The sequence below is a fragment of the Chryseobacterium sp. BGA-UO-ETr-SB22 genome, from assembly GCF_059567885.1.
Map to the genome: position 1 here is coordinate 2,457,121 of NZ_JCAQOV010000005.1, position 16,550 is coordinate 2,473,670.

The 16,550-nt window shown below is 37.0% G+C and carries 14 protein-coding genes; 7 read left to right on the forward strand and 7 right to left on the reverse strand.

What is annotated here, in order from left to right:
• Window positions 1–88 precede the first annotated feature (88 nt).
• A complete protein-coding gene (locus AC57AW_RS18450) occupies window positions 89–2,521 on the reverse strand; it encodes an alpha-ketoacid dehydrogenase subunit alpha/beta (RefSeq protein WP_496353052.1) in 2,433 nt (810 codons plus the stop codon).
• Window positions 2,522–2,658: 137 nt separating this feature from the next.
• On the opposite strand from AC57AW_RS18450, the gene AC57AW_RS18455 reads away from it, so the two are divergent.
• A complete protein-coding gene (locus AC57AW_RS18455) occupies window positions 2,659–2,952 on the forward strand; it encodes a hypothetical protein (protein WP_496353053.1) in 294 nt (97 codons plus the stop codon).
• 130 nt (window positions 2,953–3,082) lie between these two features.
• Window positions 3,083–3,892 (forward strand): hypothetical protein, encoded by an 810-nt coding sequence (locus AC57AW_RS18460; RefSeq protein ID WP_496353054.1) that lies wholly within the window; start codon window positions 3,083–3,085, stop codon window positions 3,890–3,892.
• 73 nt (window positions 3,893–3,965) lie between these two features.
• Here AC57AW_RS18460 and AC57AW_RS18465 read toward each other — a convergent pair whose 3' ends face one another.
• The 5 genes from AC57AW_RS18465 to queA form a co-directional block, all read right to left on the reverse strand.
• Entirely contained in the window at window positions 3,966–4,943 is a 978-nt protein-coding gene (locus tag AC57AW_RS18465) for a polyprenyl synthetase family protein (RefSeq protein WP_318848790.1), read from the reverse strand.
• 71 nt (window positions 4,944–5,014) lie between these two features.
• On the reverse strand, window positions 5,015–5,923 hold the full coding sequence (locus AC57AW_RS18470; protein ID WP_496353055.1) for a hypothetical protein: 909 nt from the start codon (window positions 5,921–5,923) through the stop codon (window positions 5,015–5,017).
• Window positions 5,924–6,258: 335 nt separating this feature from the next.
• Window positions 6,259–7,209, reverse strand: a complete 951-nt coding sequence (locus AC57AW_RS18475; RefSeq protein ID WP_496353056.1) for a sterol desaturase family protein — start codon at window positions 7,207–7,209, stop codon at window positions 6,259–6,261.
• A gap of 73 nt (window positions 7,210–7,282) precedes the next feature.
• On the reverse strand, window positions 7,283–8,317 hold the full coding sequence (rlmN, locus tag AC57AW_RS18480; protein WP_496353057.1) for a dual-specificity RNA methyltransferase RlmN: 1,035 nt from the start codon (window positions 8,315–8,317) through the stop codon (window positions 7,283–7,285).
• Between the two features lie 71 nt (window positions 8,318–8,388).
• Entirely contained in the window at window positions 8,389–9,438 is a 1,050-nt protein-coding gene (queA, locus tag AC57AW_RS18485) for a tRNA preQ1(34) S-adenosylmethionine ribosyltransferase-isomerase QueA (protein WP_318848794.1), read from the reverse strand.
• Window positions 9,439–9,885: 447 nt separating this feature from the next.
• Here queA and AC57AW_RS18490 point away from each other — a divergent pair, with 447 nt between their 5' ends.
• From AC57AW_RS18490 to AC57AW_RS18510, 5 genes are all read left to right on the forward strand, one after another.
• Entirely contained in the window at window positions 9,886–10,578 is a 693-nt protein-coding gene (locus AC57AW_RS18490) for an AIM24 family protein (protein WP_047378211.1), read from the forward strand.
• Between the two features lie 55 nt (window positions 10,579–10,633).
• A complete protein-coding gene (locus AC57AW_RS18495) occupies window positions 10,634–12,169 on the forward strand; it encodes a M61 family metallopeptidase (protein ID WP_496353058.1) in 1,536 nt (511 codons plus the stop codon).
• 334 nt (window positions 12,170–12,503) lie between these two features.
• A complete protein-coding gene (locus tag AC57AW_RS18500; protein WP_496353059.1) occupies window positions 12,504–13,901 on the forward strand; it encodes a Gfo/Idh/MocA family protein in 1,398 nt (465 codons plus the stop codon).
• Window positions 13,891–14,805: a sugar phosphate nucleotidyltransferase gene (locus AC57AW_RS18505; RefSeq protein ID WP_496353060.1), complete on the forward strand. Its 915-nt coding sequence runs from the start codon at window positions 13,891–13,893 to the stop codon at window positions 14,803–14,805. The genes AC57AW_RS18500 and AC57AW_RS18505 overlap by 11 nt, the downstream gene beginning before the upstream one ends.
• Window positions 14,796–15,830 (forward strand): phosphotransferase enzyme family protein, encoded by a 1,035-nt coding sequence (locus AC57AW_RS18510; protein WP_496353061.1) that lies wholly within the window; start codon window positions 14,796–14,798, stop codon window positions 15,828–15,830. Before AC57AW_RS18505 ends, AC57AW_RS18510 begins: the two co-directional genes overlap by 10 nt.
• A 208-nt stretch (window positions 15,831–16,038) precedes the next feature.
• Here AC57AW_RS18510 and AC57AW_RS18515 read toward each other — a convergent pair whose 3' ends face one another.
• Window positions 16,039–16,530: a DNA-deoxyinosine glycosylase gene (locus AC57AW_RS18515; RefSeq protein ID WP_496353062.1), complete on the reverse strand. Its 492-nt coding sequence runs from the start codon at window positions 16,528–16,530 to the stop codon at window positions 16,039–16,041.
• Window positions 16,531–16,550 lie beyond the last annotated feature (20 nt).

Consider the following 16,550-nt stretch of genomic DNA (forward strand, 5'->3'; position numbering starts at 1 on the left):
CTTATAAATAATTTACGGATTACCGTAACTGTAAATAATAAAACCGCTCCCAAAAGGAAGCGGTTTTAAAATTTATCTAAAATCCCAATTAGAATATCGCAGGATATTTCTGAGGATTTGTTTCATTAAACATTGCGTAGATTTTTTCTACCATATCGTCTGTAGACGGCTTGCTGAAATAGTCTCCATCACTTGCGTAAGCAGGTCTGTGATCATTTGCAGAGATCGTCAACGGATCTGAATCCAGATATCTGAATGCTTTCTGCTTTTCAAGGATCTGCTGTAAGATAAATCCTGTAGTTCCACCTTCCACATCTTCGTCAATCACCACTAATCTGTTTGTTTTCTTAACACTTTCAGCAATTTCGTGTGACAAATCGAAAGGAATTAACGACTGAATATCAATTACTTCTGCAGAAATTCCCAGTTTTTCCAATTCGTTAGCAGCTTCTGTTACAATTCTCCATGTAGAACCGTAAGTCACCAAAGTAACGTCTTTTCCTTCTTTGGTTACTTCAATTTTCCCTACAGGAACTGTGAATTCTCCTAAGTTATCCGGTTGTTTTTCTTTTAATCTGTATCCGTTCAGACATTCTACAATAATTGCAGGTTCGTCAGCCTGAAGCATCGTATTATAGAATCCTGCTGCTTTAGTAAGGTTTCTAGGTACCAATACCAGAATTCCTTTTGAAAGGTTAAGAATACCTGCCATTGGAGAACCTGAATGCCAGATTCCTTCTAATCTGTGACCTCTTGTTCTGATGATCAGCGGCGCTTTCTGACCTCCTTTGGTTCTGTAATGTACGGTTGCCAAATCATCACTCATTCCCTGTAAACAGTAAAGAACATAGTCTAAGTACTGGATTTCAGCGATTGGTCTCAAACCTCTCATTGCCATACCAATTCCCTGTCCAAGAATGGTTGCTTCACGAATTCCTGTATCAGCGATACGTAAAGCACCGTATTTTTCCTGCATTCCTTCCAATCCCTGGTTTACGTCACCGATGTTTCCGGTATCTTCACCAAAGATTAAAGTTTCAGGATATTTTTCAAAAATTTTGTCAAAGTTATTTCTGATCACTACTCTTCCATCAACATCCTCAGAGCTGTCAGAATATACAGGCTTGATCTCCTGAATGTTTCCAGACTTCCACTCAGACTGTGAGTATAAGTGAGATGAATAGTTGTCTTTTTCAACTGCAGCAACTTCATTGTATTTCTGCATCAGCTGATTTCTTTCTGCAGAGTTGGTACCTCTTGTTGTCAGTAAAGCTTTTCTTACTAAATGGAAAATATCCTTTTTAGCTTTTGAAACAAGCTTATTGAATTGAGAAATGTATGTTTCAACTTCAGCATTCTGTCCTTTAAGGTTTTCTACTAAAGGTAAGATAGACTGAATAAGTTCTGAAACTGCTTTCTGATAGTTTTCCCAAGCCGTTTTCTGTCCTGCTTTTGCAATCTTTTTTGCTTCTTCATCAATAGCTTCAAGCTCTTCAGCAGTAGCAATCACCTCTTCATTTCCATCAATCTCAATAGAATAGTTCAGAATCCATTCTTTGAATTTTGCCAAGCCATCAAACTCAGCTTCCCAAGCCAGACGTTCTTCATTTTTATATCTTTCGTGAGATCCGGATGTAGAGTGTCCCTGAGGCTGAGTAACATCAATTACATGAACCACTACCGGTACACTTTCTGTTCTTGCAAAATGTTCAGCCTTAGCATATGCATCCAATAATGCAGGATAATCCCAAGCTTTCACCTGAATGATTTCACATCCCTGGTTCTCACCTTCTTTTCTCTGGAAACCGCTTAGCATTTCACTGATATCCGCTTTTGCTCTTTGGTTTTTAGTAGGAACAGAAATTCCGTATCCATCATCCCAGATAGAAACGATCATAGGAACCTGAAGCGCACATGCTGCATTCAGAGTTTCCCAGAAATGACCTTCTGCTGTAGAAGCATCTCCAATGGTCCCAAAAGCAATTTCGTTCCCTTCTCTTGAGAATTTTTCTGAACCGTCAAATTTTACACTTTTATAAATTGTAGAAGCCTGAGCCAATCCTAATAATCTTGGCATTTGTCCTGCTGTAGGAGAAATATCAGAAGAGATATTTTTCTGAGCTGTCAAATCTTTCCAGCTTCCGTCTTCATTTAAACTTCTTGTTGCGAAATGCCCGTTCATCTGTCTTCCAGCTGAAGCAGGTTCTCTTTCAACACTTGTATCTGCATACATCTGTGCAAAGAAACTTTCTACCATTAAGGCATCTATTGCTAATGCAAAAGTCTGATCCCTGTAGTATCCTGAACGGAAGTCTCCATTTCTGAAAACTTTCGCCATTGCAAGCTGAGGAAGTTCTTTTCCATCCCCAAAAATTCCGAATTTAGCTTTTCCAGTGAGTACTTCTCTCCTTCCGAGATAAGACATTTCACGAGAGATCCTTCCTAACCTGTAGTCTTCAAGTATCTGATTTTTAAAATCTTGAAAGGATATTTGCTGTGTTTCAATATAGGTTGTTTGCATAGCTAAGTAAAAAAGTTTTTTAATCTTCAAGTATTTTGCTAATATACACTTTTTAAATTAATTTTAATTTTTAATAATCTTTTTTAAAAATTTGATAATAAAAAAAATTGTGCTTTATTTTGATAAAAATTGTAAAGATGGAAAAAAAATCACCTCACATTTTGAATGCTTCTAGCAATCTTTTAGGATTTTCATTGATTATAATGACGTCCCTTAAAATCACTAAAATGAGCCAGAGTACGTATTTGGACGAATTTGCAGGCATTGCCAGCATCTTTTTTGCATGCAGCTGTTTCTTTTCATTCCTGGCTATCAGAACAAAAACGGAAAAGCGGGAATACACCTTTGAGAGTATTGCGGATTATTTATTTTTAATCGCTTTATTTTGTATACTTCTAGCCGTTATTATTGTAAGCCTAAAAATGATTTAATTCCAAAACACAAGTTCAATTATCATTATCGGACTATAAGTCATAGATATTTATCGAAAACTGTTTATTTTCAGTTTTCTGGTATATTATTTGAAATTAGTGTTAACAATTATTTTAAAAACACTATAAGATGACAAGAAAATTACTGACCGTAGTTAAGGTTTTTGCCTTTTCTACACTTTACTTCGCACAGGTAGGAATAAACACACCAAATCCTCAAACGACCTTTCATATTGATGGAGCCAAAGACAACTCAACATCCGGAGCTCCTTCAGCAGTACAGCAAACTAATGATTTTACAGTAACTAATTCAGCTCAAGTAGGAATAGGCACAACTATTCCAACAGAAAAACTGGATGTAAGTTCAGGAAATGTACGTGTTCGAAATATTAATTCCAATATCGGAATTGGAGGAACAGATAGGGTTGTTGTTGCAGATGCCACAGGTATCTTGAAAACTATAGACTTTACAGCCTATTCATTATTCCATGCGCGTTTGGCTGCTGATCAGAACATTGGCAGTGCTGCTTCAATTGTGACACTCATGTTTGCCAGTCCAGTTGCTACCTCACCATTTTATTCTTACAATACCTCTTCAGGTGTTCTGACATTTAATCAGGCGGGCAATTACCTTGTAACTTTGCAGGCAAGTTTTGCCAATATTTCTGCAGGAGCGCAATTACTTCTAGGAATCAGACCTGTTCCAGATAGCAATTATCTGGGAAGGGGAAGCCACTATGCCGGAGCTTCAACTCCTACGCTGACTGCTTCAACAAGAATTGGTGAACTAATGAATTACACGACAGTAATTGTAGTGCCTACAACAGGTTATCAGATTCGTTTTACGGCAGCTCCCAACCAGGCAAGCACTATCTTATCAACAGAGATGGGGCCTACAGGAAATGGAAATGTAACGAATGTAACGGTACAGAAAATATAAGCAGGAAAATCATAAATATAAAGGCTTCGGCGCACCTTTGGTGCGCCGAAGCCTTTATATTTATCAATATTTTTTAAAATTTTCGCTCAATTACATAATCCAGCATACTATGTAATGATTTTCTTGCTTCAGAATCTGGAAACTCATTCAGGAGATCTTTCGCTTTCTGTTGAAAATCTTTCATCACCTTAATGGAATATTCCAATCCACCGGAGCTTTTAACAAATTCTATAAGTTCTTTTACACGCTTGGGATTGTTATTATAACGTTTTATGGTATCGAAATAATACTTTCTATCCTTCTCATCAGCCATTTTCAAGGTATGAATTAAAGGCAGGGTCATTTTCTGTTCTTTAATATCAATTCCTACAGGCTTCCCGATCACATTTGAACTTAAATAATCGAAAAGGTCATCTTTGATCTGGAATGCCATTCCTGTAAAGGTTCCGAAATCCATCATTTTCTTAGCAAGAGCTTCATCTGCATTGTTGGACAGAACTCCTATTTCACAGCACGCAGCAATCAGAGTCGCTGTTTTCTGGCGGATAATTTCGTAATAAACATCTTCTGTGATATCCAGTTTTCTCGCTTTTTCCAGCTGAAGAAGCTCTCCTTCTGACATTTCGCGGATCGTTCTGGAAATTACTCCAAGCAAATCATAATCTTTATGGTCTGTGGATAATAATACGGATTTTGACAAAAGATAATCGCCTACCAAAACCGCAATTTTATTCTTCCACAAAGCATTGATTGAAAAGAAATTACGGCGTTTGAAGCTTTCATCCACTACATCATCATGTACAAGAGTAGCAGTGTGAATCAGCTCGATCATGGACGCACCACGGTAGGTTTTTTCAGTCACCTCACCTACCAGTTTGGCACAAAGAAACACAAACATTGGACGCATCTGCTTTCCTTTGGTGGTAACAATAAAACGGGTTACTTTATCTAATAAAGCCACTTTACTCTGCATTGATTCATAAAACTTCTGTTCAAAAAGTTTCATTTCATCATTGATCGGTCGTTTAATCTCTTCTACAATATTTGCCAAAATCTGCGATGCTGGGTGAATAATTATTAATTATCACAAAGATAATTTTTTTCGCTCAATTTTAAGACAAATTAATCTTTGAGTTCATCTTTCGGGATAAAATAAAAAGAGGGTTTTGTAGTTCCCAATGGAGATTTGAATTTTTCCCCGGAGATATAAATTCCTTTTTCATCTACACTTATCCCTTCAATCTGAGCTAGTGAAAGAGCTGTTCCCAGATAGTAGTGCTTTGGTTTTTGTTTGAAAAATATTCCGGGCTCTGTTTCCGTAAAGATATCTAAAAAGACTTCCGTTTTCTTGGTATATCCCACCAGATAAAGCTTTTTATCAAAGTAGGAAGCATCTGTAACCACAAAACCTGTTTTATAAGCTTCTACCTTTTCTGCTTTTTGCAGTTCGGAAATATTGGGATCTATAATATAATGAGAGCTTGCTTTTGCAGCCCATTCTTTAGTAAAGATATGCAGTTTCCCATTCAAATAGATCATGGCTTCTGCATCGAAATCATTTCTGGCATTTTTGGAAGTAAATTCAGTTTGTTCAGGATAATAAAAAAGAATTGTCGTTCCATCTAAAGCTCTTTCCGAGCCAGGAATTTTAATGTTAATAGAAGTATCAAGACGTTCGTAAGGAACTTTATAGATCATCAGATCTTTCCTTGTTCCTGCATTATTTCCAAAATCTCCGATATAAAAATTCTCACCGTCATTAGCCAAAGCTTCCCAATCATTATTAATCAGATTGGTTTTCAGTGTTCGAATAATTTCGCCATTATTTTTATCAATTTCAAAAAGCTCGGCTGGATTTCCACTATCGTTGAAAGTGTATAATTTTCCGTTTAAAATATCAAGTCCTGAATTTTCTTCAATCTTATCATTCAAATAATTAACCCTGTATTTTTTTATTTTCAGAAAGTTGGTCTGTTGGGAAAATGCAGATTGAGCAATGATGAGAGCAACAATCAGAAGGATTTTTTTCATACAACAAAAGTAGGATTTTATTCTGAGTTGGTGAGTTGGGATGTTGAAACTATATGAGTATAGATTCCTACGGAATGGACAAACTAATCGTTTTATTACTCCACACCCCTTGTCATTCCGCAGGAATCTAAATATTGTATGTAGTCCTTTAAAAAGAATTCTAATTTTGGAGGCTTGAAAGTCTGAGAGAGTTTGAGAGTTAAAGATATTTTTTCCAAATTGTTTGGCTCTTTTTGCTTTTCACTTTCAACTTTCACCATCATCTTCCTAAAACAGGAAAACGGGCTAAAATAGCCCATTTTCCCTTAGATTTCTATTGATTTTAAAAACAGAAGTTAAGCAGTTTTCTGCTCTTTCTGAGTTTGCTGTTGTTCTTTCTTTTTTTCCTGTTTTGCAAAGTATTCTTTTTGGTATTGCCTTACCGTTTTTCCGGTTCCGTCATGTCTCCATCCTGGTGAATTGAAAATATAATTGATCCTGTCTGTGAATTTTAATCCAGGTTGTTTAAGATCTTTCCAGATTTTCCGCCATTCATAAAAAAGAACCGTATCTGGTCTGTTGTCCGGCATTTTAGGATAGATTCCGAATTTTACGGGAATATTAGGATCTTCTTTTTGAAAGGTTCCAAATATTTTATCCCAGATGATCAGACACATTCCCATGTTCTTATCCAGGTATTTTACATTGCATGCATGGTGAACACGGTGGTGGGAAGGAGTAACAAGAATGTATTCTAAGAATCCCATTCTCTTCACAGTCTGGGTATGAACCCAGGTTCCATATACCTGGCCAACCGCATAGGCCACCATAATAAGCCATGGATTGAAACCTAAAAATGCAAGCGGTGAGAAATATAAATATCTGTAAAGCGGCTGTAGTACAGGACTTCTGAATCCTGTTGTAAGATTAAAATATTCTGAACTGTGGTGTGTAATATGAACTGCCCAGAATGCTCTGGAACGATGGTCAACATAATGCAGGACATAATAGGCAAAATCTGTGATGATAAAACAAGCCAGCAGATACCATACACCAAGATCCCATGAAAAAAGTCTGTGATTGTAGAAGAAAAACATAACGCCCATGGCAAAAGCCTTCATGATAAGGTCTAAACCAAAGTTCATCAATGCCAGATAAACATTGGTAGCAAGGTCTTTCCCACTATACAGCTTAGCTTCTGAAACGTGGCTGTAAATCATTTCAGCTAAAATAATCGTCGCATGCAGTGGTATAGACCATGCATAGACATTTTCAAGCCCATCCTTATTCATAAGAAAATCCATCATCACAAAATAATTTGTGCAAAGGTAGGGTTTGGCCTATGCTTTAAGAAAGCCTTATATTTTTTTTAAGGAAATTTTAATCTGTTGCTTTGTTTGCTAATTGCCCACAGGCAGCATCAATATCACCCCCACGGCTTCTTCTGACCATTACAGTAACGCCTGCATTTTCAAGCTGACGGATATAGTTTTCTTCCGCCTGTTTGTTACATTGATCATATTTTCCATCACCAATTGGGTTGTACTGGATAAGGTTTACTTTTGAAGGAACCTGTTTGCAGTATCTGATTAAAGCTTTAATATCTTCATCTCCATCATTGATTCCTTTCCATACACAGTATTCAAAAGTAATGATAGATCCTGTCTTCTGATACCAGTACTGAAGAGACTCCATAATATCTGTCAACGGAAATTTATCAGAGAATGGCATGATCTCGTTACGCTTAGATTCGATAGCTGAGTGAAGGGATAAAGCCAGTTTCACACGCAGTTCATCATCTGCAAGCATTTTAATCATCTTTGGAATACCGGATGTAGAAACGGTAATTCTTCTTGGAGACATTCCCAATCCTTCCGGCTGGGTAATTTTTTTGATGGCTTCCACTACGTTTTTGTAATTCATCATCGGCTCTCCCATTCCCATAAATACGATATTGGAAAGCGGTCTCTCGAAGTACATTCTACTCTGGCTGTCAATCAGGGCTACCTGATCTACAATTTCAGCTACTTCAAGGTTTCTCATCCTTTTCAGTTTTGCCGTAGCACAGAATTCGCAGTTTAATGAGCATCCTACCTGCGAAGATACACAGGCTGTAGTTCTTGTTTCTGTAGGAATAAGAACAGATTCCACCATCAATCCGTCATGAAGTTTCACACCGTTTTTGATGGTTCCGTCAGAACTCTTTTGAAGAAGATCTACGGAAACAGGGTTGATTGTGTATTCTTCGGAAATTTTTTCACGAAGAGATTTCGAAAGATTCGTCATTTCATCTATCGAATGGAGGTTTTTGCTCCATAGCCAGTCATAGACCTGTTTCGCACGAAACGGTTTTTCTCCTAAAGATTCAAAGTAATCTTTAAGCTGGTCTAGTGATAATATACGGATATCTTTCATTGTAAGGTTGTAGATTATAGGCAGCAGGTGGCGGATAACTACTACCTGCCACCTTTTACCTATTATCTTTTTTATAGAATTAACATTGCATCACCGTAAGAATAGAATTTATACTTTTCTCTTACAGCTTCTTCATATGCCTGCATTATGAAATCTTTTCCGGCAAATGCAGCAATCATCATAAGCAGAGTAGACTTCGGTGTATGGAAGTTGGTGATCATTGAAGTAGCAACTCCGAAATCGTGAGGTGGATAAATAAATTTATTTGTCCATCCGTTGAAAGCAGAGATCTTTTTATTTGAAGAAACAGAAGTTTCCAATGCTCTCATCGTTGTAGTACCTACAGCACAAACTCTTCTGTGAGATTCTACAGCTCTGTTGATAAGGTCCGCATTTTTCTCGTCGATGATGATCTCTTCAGATTCCATTTTGTGCTTAGAAAGATCTTCTACCTCAATTGGGTTGAATGTTCCCAATCCTACGTGAAGTGTTACCTCAGCAAAATTGATTCCTTTGATCTCTAATCTCTTCATCAAATGTCTAGAGAAGTGAAGACCTGCAGTAGGTGCAGCAACAGCTCCTTCTATTTTAGCATAGATGGTCTGATATCTTTCTGCATCTTCCGGCTCTACTGCTCTTTTGATATATTTTGGAAGTGGAGTTTCTCCCAATTCTTTTAATTTCGTTCTGAATTCGTCGTAAGAACCGTCGAATAAGAATCTTAACGTTCTTCCTCTTGAAGTGGTGTTATCGATAACTTCCGCTACTAAGGATTCATCTTCAGTGAAGAATAATTTGTTACCAATTCTGATTTTTCTTGCTGGATCTACCAAAACGTCCCAAACTCTGGTTTCTTTATCAAGTTCTCTTAATAAGAAAACTTCAATTTTAGCACCTGTTTTTTCTTTATTTCCGTAAAGACGAGCAGGGAAAACCTTAGTATTGTTGAAAATAAATAAATCATTTTCATCAAAATAATCCACTACATCCTTGAATAATTTGTGCTCGATAGTTTGTGTTTTTCTATCAAGAACCATTAATCTAGCTTCATCTCTGTGCTCTGATGGGTGTTCTGCTAATAATTCCTCAGGAAGATCAAAATTAAAATCTGATGTTTTCATTTTTTAAATTACGGTTTAAAAATTATTGAAATTACAAGGTGTAATTTTCGGAGTGCAAATATACGACATTGAATACCCCTTTGTCAAGTATTATTTACAATCAAATATAAAACCGTGATTTTACGGGGAGTTTTGAAGCTTAAAAAGTTTATTTTTGGGAAAATTAAAATTCACCATGGAGCCAGTAAGCAAAATCTACTCCCTTAATAATCCGTATCCTAGTGGTCATAAAATAAGTACATCCATCTGGAGTAGTCGGATTGATAAGGATCAGTTTATAGGGTTTGAATTTCATTTAAAAACTGAAAATTAATATGCAAATACTGAAAAAGAAAGTGAAGAACTGCCCACCTGAGATTCCAAATCTATTGGGAAATTAAAGGAATAAAAGAGAATACAAATCAAATCGATAACCGCATAAAACAATCAATCAAAAAAATTATCATTATGAGTAAATATTCAATTGAAGCATTTATCAACGAAACAAAAGAGAATCCACAGCAAAGAGATTATTTTGAACTGGAAACCAAACATCTTCTGGAAATCAATCTTAATAACCAGGCGGTATGGACTAAAAAAGGAAGTATGGTAAGCTACGTGGGAAATGTCAATTTTGAAAGACAGGGAATGCTGGCTGGCGGAATTGGAAATCTCCTTAAAAAAGCGATCAGCGGTGAAGGAAGTAAGCTTATGAAAGCGGAAGGAACCGGAAAATTGTATGTAGCAGATTCCGGAAAGAAAGTCCGTATTCTTTATCTGAATAATGAATCCGTATGTGTGAACGGAAATGATGTTCTTGCCCATGAGCAAAGCGTAAAAAGTGATATTACCATGCTTAAAAGTATTGCAGGAATGATGTCTGGTGGACTTTTCCAGGTGAAACTTTCAGGAACGGGACATATTGCAATTACCACTCACGGAGATCCATTGACTTTACTGGTAACTCCTGATACGCCTGTGTTCACAGATCCCAATGCTACTGTTGCATGGTCCGGAAATCTGAGCCCGGAACTTAAAACCAATGTTTCTTTCAAAAGCCTTATCGGAAGAGGAAGTGGTGAAGAATTTCAGATGAAGTTCTCTGGCCACGGATGGGTACTGATTCAACCTTATGAAGAAGTTTATTATATGGAAAAATAAAGTCCGCAAACCTTAGACGTAATTTTGTATTTTCGTAGTACTTAAAGCAATAGCAATGAATACTATTATAAAGCTATTTTTTCTGATCGTTATAATTCCTAATACAATTATAGCCCAAAAATCAAAGAATAATTATGAATACAATATAGATCTTCTTCATATGTCCAATGATGAAGTCCGGGTTTCTTTTGCTCCCCCAAGGAACAATCTTAAACAGGGTAAGTTTATTATTCCTAAGCTGGTTCCCGGATTTTATCAGGCTATGAATTTCGGACAATATGTTTCGAATTTTACAGCCACCGACAAAAGCGGAAAAAAAATACCAACTGAGCGTTTGGATAAAAACAGCTGGCTGGTACACGACCTTAAGCATGTACACAAAATATCATATCAGATAGCTGACGGCTGGGACTCTTTAAAAAATGATACTCAGGAAGCCAAATCTCCAGGCAGCATGTTTGTAAAAGACAGTGTTTTCGTGATCAATTATAATTCTTTAGTAGGATATTTTGAAGAAATGAAAGAAATTCCTTATCAGATTAATATTACAAAAAACAAAGATTTTTACGCTTCTTCTGCCCTGGATTATAAACAGAAAGATAAAAATACTGATGTTGTCTGGGCTAAAGATTACAGACAATTGGTAGACTCCCCTGTCTTATATTGTGTTCCTGATACTACATGGCTGAAAATAGGCCATACCGAAGTTCTTGTCTCATTCTATAACAATAAAGAGCGGCATTATTCAAAAACAATCGCCCGTGAAATAGAAAATATTCTGAAAAACCAACAAGCATATCTGGGAGGAACATTACCAGTAAATAAATATGCTTTTCTGATCTACTATGAATCTTCAAACGAGAGCGGATTTCTTGGAGATGGCCTGGAACATTCCCATTCTACAGTCTGTCTGTACCGTTCGGGAAGTATGAAGTTTCTTCCGAATGCTTTAAACAGGGTGGCATCCCATGAGTTTTTCCATATTGTTACTCCTCTCAACATTCATTCAGGAGAAATTCAACATTATGATTTCCTGAATCCTGTTATGTCTAAACACCTTTGGCTGTATGAAGGAATGACCGAATATGCGACCATACATATGCCTATCAAACAAAAAATGATCAGTCTGGAAGATTTTGAAAAAAGCCTGGAAGAAAAGATACACGGTATGAAAGAGTTTGACAACAAATCTTCTCTTACGGAACTGAGTAAAAACTCCATGGAAAGACAGGATCAGTATATGAATTTTTATCAGAAAGGAGCATTAGTAGGGTTATGTCTTGATATTAGATTAAGAGAGCTCTCCGGCGGTAAAATGGGAACTCAGGATCTGATGCAGCTTCTTATGAAAAAATATGGTGAAGGGAAATATTTCAATGATGATGATCTGTTTGATGAAATTACAAAAATAACCTATCCGGAAATACGTATTTTTTTCAGAGATTTTGTAGAAGGTACCCAGCCTATTCCTTTGAAAGAATATCTGGAAAAAGCAGGTTTTAACTATGATGAAGCCACCGGAAAAGTAACCTCTTTCCCTAACCCGGATTCAAAACAATTGGCTCTCAGAAAAGCCTGGATCGATCAATAGATTCTTAGATAAAATGGCAAAGAGGCAAAAGATAAATGAAGATACTCTCCTACTCTCAAACCTTTTCATCCCAACAACTCTAAAATTCTTTTCCAAGCAATAAATATATAATCTAGATTCCTACTGAATGGACAAAGTGAGCGGATACATAAAGTGCTTAGGTTGTCCATTCCGTAGGAATCTATACTCTTACAATTTCAACGCTCTTACTCTAAAACCCTTCTCACTCTCTCACCCTCAAACACCTACACCTCGTATTCCAAATCTCACCTCCTTATTATCCATCACCTCATCGGGATTTACAAAAGTTTTAATATATTTAAGAAAAAAATAGATGGACAATAGCAATTCGCGCAGAAACTTTCTTAAGACGGCAGCTCTGGCAAGCTTTGGGGCATTGGTTTTACCCAATTCATTATTTGCCTATTCCAATGATTTTAAAACAGATAAAAAAGTCCGTGTCGGTTTCATCGGTGTCGGTCTTCGTGGGCAAGAACATGTAAAATTACTGGCAAAACGTAATGATGTAGAGATTGTAGCGTTTGCAGATCCGGAGAAAAGAATGCTTGCAGCTTCACAAAAAATATTGAAAGACAATAATAAATCGGCTGCTCAGGAGTTTTCCAACGGTGAATATGACTATCGAAATCTTTTAAAATTAAAAACAATAGACGCTGTTGTGATTGCTACTCCATGGGAATGGCATCTTACGCAAGGGGTGGAAGCAATGCGTGCCAAAAAAATTGTGGGCATGGAAGTTTCAGGAGCGATAAAGCTTCAAGACTGCTGGGAATTTGTAAAGGTATATGAAGAAACAAAAGTTCCTATCTTCATGATGGAGAATGTATGTTACCGAAGAGATATCATGGCCATTCTGAATATGGTCCGCAAAGGTATGTTTGGTGAACTGGTACATGGAAGAGGCGGCTATCAGCATGATCTGAGAGGTGTACTTTTCAATGACGGAATCAATCCTTACAATTCCGGTGCTGAATTTGGAGAGAAAGGATTCAGTGAGGCAAAATGGAGAACCGAACATTACGTAAAGCGCAACGGAGAACTTTATCCTACTCATGGATTAGGCCCGGTAGCGATGATGATGGATATCAACAGAGGAAACCGTTTAACAAGGCTCTCTTCATTCTCTTCAAAAGCTGTGGGACTTCATAAATATATCCTAGAACACCCAAAAGGGGGAGAAAACCACCCTAGCGCGAAAGTAAAATTCAACCAGGGAGATGTGGTAACAACACAAATTGCCTGCGCCAATGGTGAAACCATTCTTCTTACTCATGATACAAGTTTACAGAGACCTTATGATCTTGGCTTCAGGGTTCAGGGAACTGAAGGATTGTGGCAGGATTTCGGATGGGGAGATTTCAACCAGGGGCATATTTATTTTGAGAAAACAATGAACCATACCCACCGTTGGGATAATACTGAAAAATGGATGACAGAATACGATCATCCAATGTGGAAGAAGTTTGAAAGTTCGGCTGCAGGAGCAGGACATGGCGGAATGGATTTCTTTGTAATGAATACTTTTATTGAATGTATCAAACGAAATATAGAATTCCCGATGGATGTATATGATCTTGCGTTGTGGTATTCTATTACACCATTGAGTGAAGAGTCTATTGCCAAAGGCGGTCAGGTAGTTGACATTCCTGATTTTACCAATGGAAAATGGAAGACCCGTAAACCTGTATTTGGAATGACCGATGAGTTCTAAAAAGACATTACTCATATTAGCAGGCGGATTAGGCAGCAGATATAAAGGGCTCAAGCAGGTGGATGGAATACTTGATAATGGTTCGCCGATTCTTGAGTATTCTATCTTTGATGCATTGGAAGCCGGCTTCCAAAAAGTGGTCATTATTGTCAATAAGCTGATTCCTCAAAGTTATATTGAAAGGCTCAATACCATTTCAAGGACTAAAAACTTTGACCTGCATTGGGTGTATCAGGAAATAGACAGTATTCCTTTTTCGTTGGAGGGTTTTGACTATCCTGACCGTGAAAAACCATGGGGAACTGCTCATGCTGTACTTTGTGCCAAATATTCGATACAGGAACCGTTTGTGATGATCAATGCGGACGATTTTTATGGAAAAGAAGCGTATCAATTGGCTGCACATGAAATCAACCATCACCATATTTCAGATTTACAATTGGGAATGATTGCTTATCCTGTAGGAACTACATTGAGCGGTAACGGAGCTGTAGCCAGAGGAATATGCACGCTGGATCCGGAAAATGATCTGATCAAGGTTGAAGAACAAACTTCCATTCAAAGAATAAATAATTCTATCATTTATATTAAAAATGGAGAAAATGTAAAATTAGACCCTGACACATTGGTATCTATGAACTTTTTTATATTTCATCCTCATATTTTCTGCTATCTGGAGGCTTATTTTTATGATTTTATAGAATCTGACCCACTACCAATCCAAGAGTTTTATATTCCTTCTGCTGTACAGAGAATGATGGATGAAAACAGAGTAAAAGTACAGGTAAAAGCCTCTCCTTCTCAATGGATGGGTGTCACTTATGCTGATGATAAGAAGGAAATTAAAGGTTTTCTGACTTCAGAAATTAAAAACAACAGATACCCGGAAGATTTATGGAGGTAAATGATATTGTCATTCAATTTATTGGCACAGATAATTATGATCTTACTCCTATTACTGACGGACTGATCAATACCACCTACCTTTTGAAAGATAAAGATCAGGGGAAAAAGTTTATCCTGCAAAAGATCAATCATCATGTTTTTAAACAGCCGGAAGTTATCGTCAACAATCATTTAATGATTAATGAACTTCTAAGGTCAAATAACTATCAGTTTCAAATCATAGAGCCTATCCCATCTCTTACTGATAAACTTCTGGTAAAAGATGCTAATAATGATCCATGGCGCATGCTGAGCTTCGTAGAAAACAGCACTACCTTTCTTACCGCTCCATCTTTACAAACGGCTTTTGAAGCAGCTAAAACTTTCAGTTATTTTCTGACTACCATAAATACTGAAAAACTACCTGCTATTGAAGATACACTTCCCAATTTCTTAAATTTTGAGAAAAGGGTTGCAGATTATAAACACTCATTAAAGAATGCAGCTCCCCATTTAAAAGAAAATGCAAAAACTGAAATAGAAATCACCAACCAGCTTCTGTCTTTGCCTGATCAATGGATAGAAATGGAGAAAAGCAATCAGATTCCGAAAAGAATTATCCATGCAGATGTAAAAATCAGCAATATCCTTTTCGATCAAAATCATCATCCGTTAGCAGTAATTGATCTCGACACCATGATGATTTCTACTATTCTGTATGATTTTGGAACAATGATCCAGTCCTATACCAATACCACCCATGAAGATGATGGAAAGGCCAGAGACAATTTCAACCCTGAAATGTATAAAGCTGTAAAAGAAGGATTTCTATTTTATCTGAAGGAAAAACTAACCCCGGAAGAATCTGATAATCTTGACTATGCCGCACAGGTCACCATTTATATCCAGGAGCTTCGCTTTTTAACGGATTACCTGAACGGAAGTGTTTATTATTCTACAAAATATCCTGAGCATAATTTAGACCGAACCAAAAACCAACTGGAGCTGTTGAAAGGATTGAGAGCATATTTGGGAAGTGAATGATCTAAGTTATTATAATTCTAAGAATTACATACAATATCTAGATTTCTACGGAATGACAAACAAAACGCTTTACTTATCCGTACACTTTGTCATTCCGTAGGAATCTATACTCTTATCATCTCAACGCTCTTACTCACCAACTCTCCCACTCTCAAACCCCAAAAACCATTCAATCAACACACTGAATCTCGAATCCCGTAACCCATTCTCAACTCAAAAACTCTACAATCACTTTCCACTCTTCCAATTTCTTCTCAAAGGAAACTGTATGAAGCGGGCTTGTGGAAGGTAATAAAATAACAGGTAGTTTATAGCTTTTTCCTAGCAGCTTCTGTAAGTTTTTATAGGATTTTCCTCCGTTGCAGAAAATGGCTTTCACATTTGGATGCTCTTCCAGCAATTCAGCAATCTGATTGGCTTCTTCGTTTCTGATTTCAGAATCAAGGCTTCCTTTCCGCTCACAGGAATCAATGACATCCCACAGGGCAATATGATGTTTCTTTACGATCTCAATTCTTTGAGTATACTCTTCAGTAAATTCTTCGTTCAGTAATTCGAAAATAATTTTCCAGAATTTGTTCTGAGGATGGGCATAATACTGCTGTTTTTCTAATGATTTCACCCCTGGAATTGATCCTAAAATGATAATTTCAGACTGAGCATCAATAAGCGGTGAAAATGAAGAAATACGGTTTTGCATATTCAAATATAAAGATTTTA

What these genes read in the sequence shown, in the direction of transcription:
- AC57AW_RS18450 (WP_496353052.1), bottom strand. Translation starts at nt 2,521, where the DNA reads ATGCAAACAACCTATATTGAAACACAGCAAATATCCTTTCAAGATTTT.
- AC57AW_RS18455 (WP_496353053.1), top strand. Translation starts at nt 2,659, where the DNA reads ATGGAAAAAAAATCACCTCACATTTTGAATGCTTCTAGCAATCTTTTA.
- AC57AW_RS18460 (WP_496353054.1), top strand. Translation starts at nt 3,083, where the DNA reads ATGACAAGAAAATTACTGACCGTAGTTAAGGTTTTTGCCTTTTCTACA.
- AC57AW_RS18470 (WP_496353055.1), bottom strand. Translation starts at nt 5,923, where the DNA reads ATGAAAAAAATCCTTCTGATTGTTGCTCTCATCATTGCTCAATCTGCA.
- AC57AW_RS18475 (WP_496353056.1), bottom strand. Translation starts at nt 7,209, where the DNA reads ATGATGGATTTTCTTATGAATAAGGATGGGCTTGAAAATGTCTATGCA.
- rlmN (WP_496353057.1), bottom strand. Translation starts at nt 8,317, where the DNA reads ATGAAAGATATCCGTATATTATCACTAGACCAGCTTAAAGATTACTTT.
- queA (WP_318848794.1), bottom strand. Translation starts at nt 9,438, where the DNA reads ATGAAAACATCAGATTTTAATTTTGATCTTCCTGAGGAATTATTAGCA.
- AC57AW_RS18490 (WP_047378211.1), top strand. Translation starts at nt 9,886, where the DNA reads ATGAGTAAATATTCAATTGAAGCATTTATCAACGAAACAAAAGAGAAT.
- AC57AW_RS18495 (WP_496353058.1), top strand. Translation starts at nt 10,634, where the DNA reads ATGAATACTATTATAAAGCTATTTTTTCTGATCGTTATAATTCCTAAT.
- AC57AW_RS18500 (WP_496353059.1), top strand. Translation starts at nt 12,504, where the DNA reads ATGGACAATAGCAATTCGCGCAGAAACTTTCTTAAGACGGCAGCTCTG.
- AC57AW_RS18505 (WP_496353060.1), top strand. Translation starts at nt 13,891, where the DNA reads ATGAGTTCTAAAAAGACATTACTCATATTAGCAGGCGGATTAGGCAGC.
- AC57AW_RS18510 (WP_496353061.1), top strand. Translation starts at nt 14,796, where the DNA reads ATGGAGGTAAATGATATTGTCATTCAATTTATTGGCACAGATAATTAT.
- AC57AW_RS18515 (WP_496353062.1), bottom strand. Translation starts at nt 16,530, where the DNA reads ATGCAAAACCGTATTTCTTCATTTTCACCGCTTATTGATGCTCAGTCT.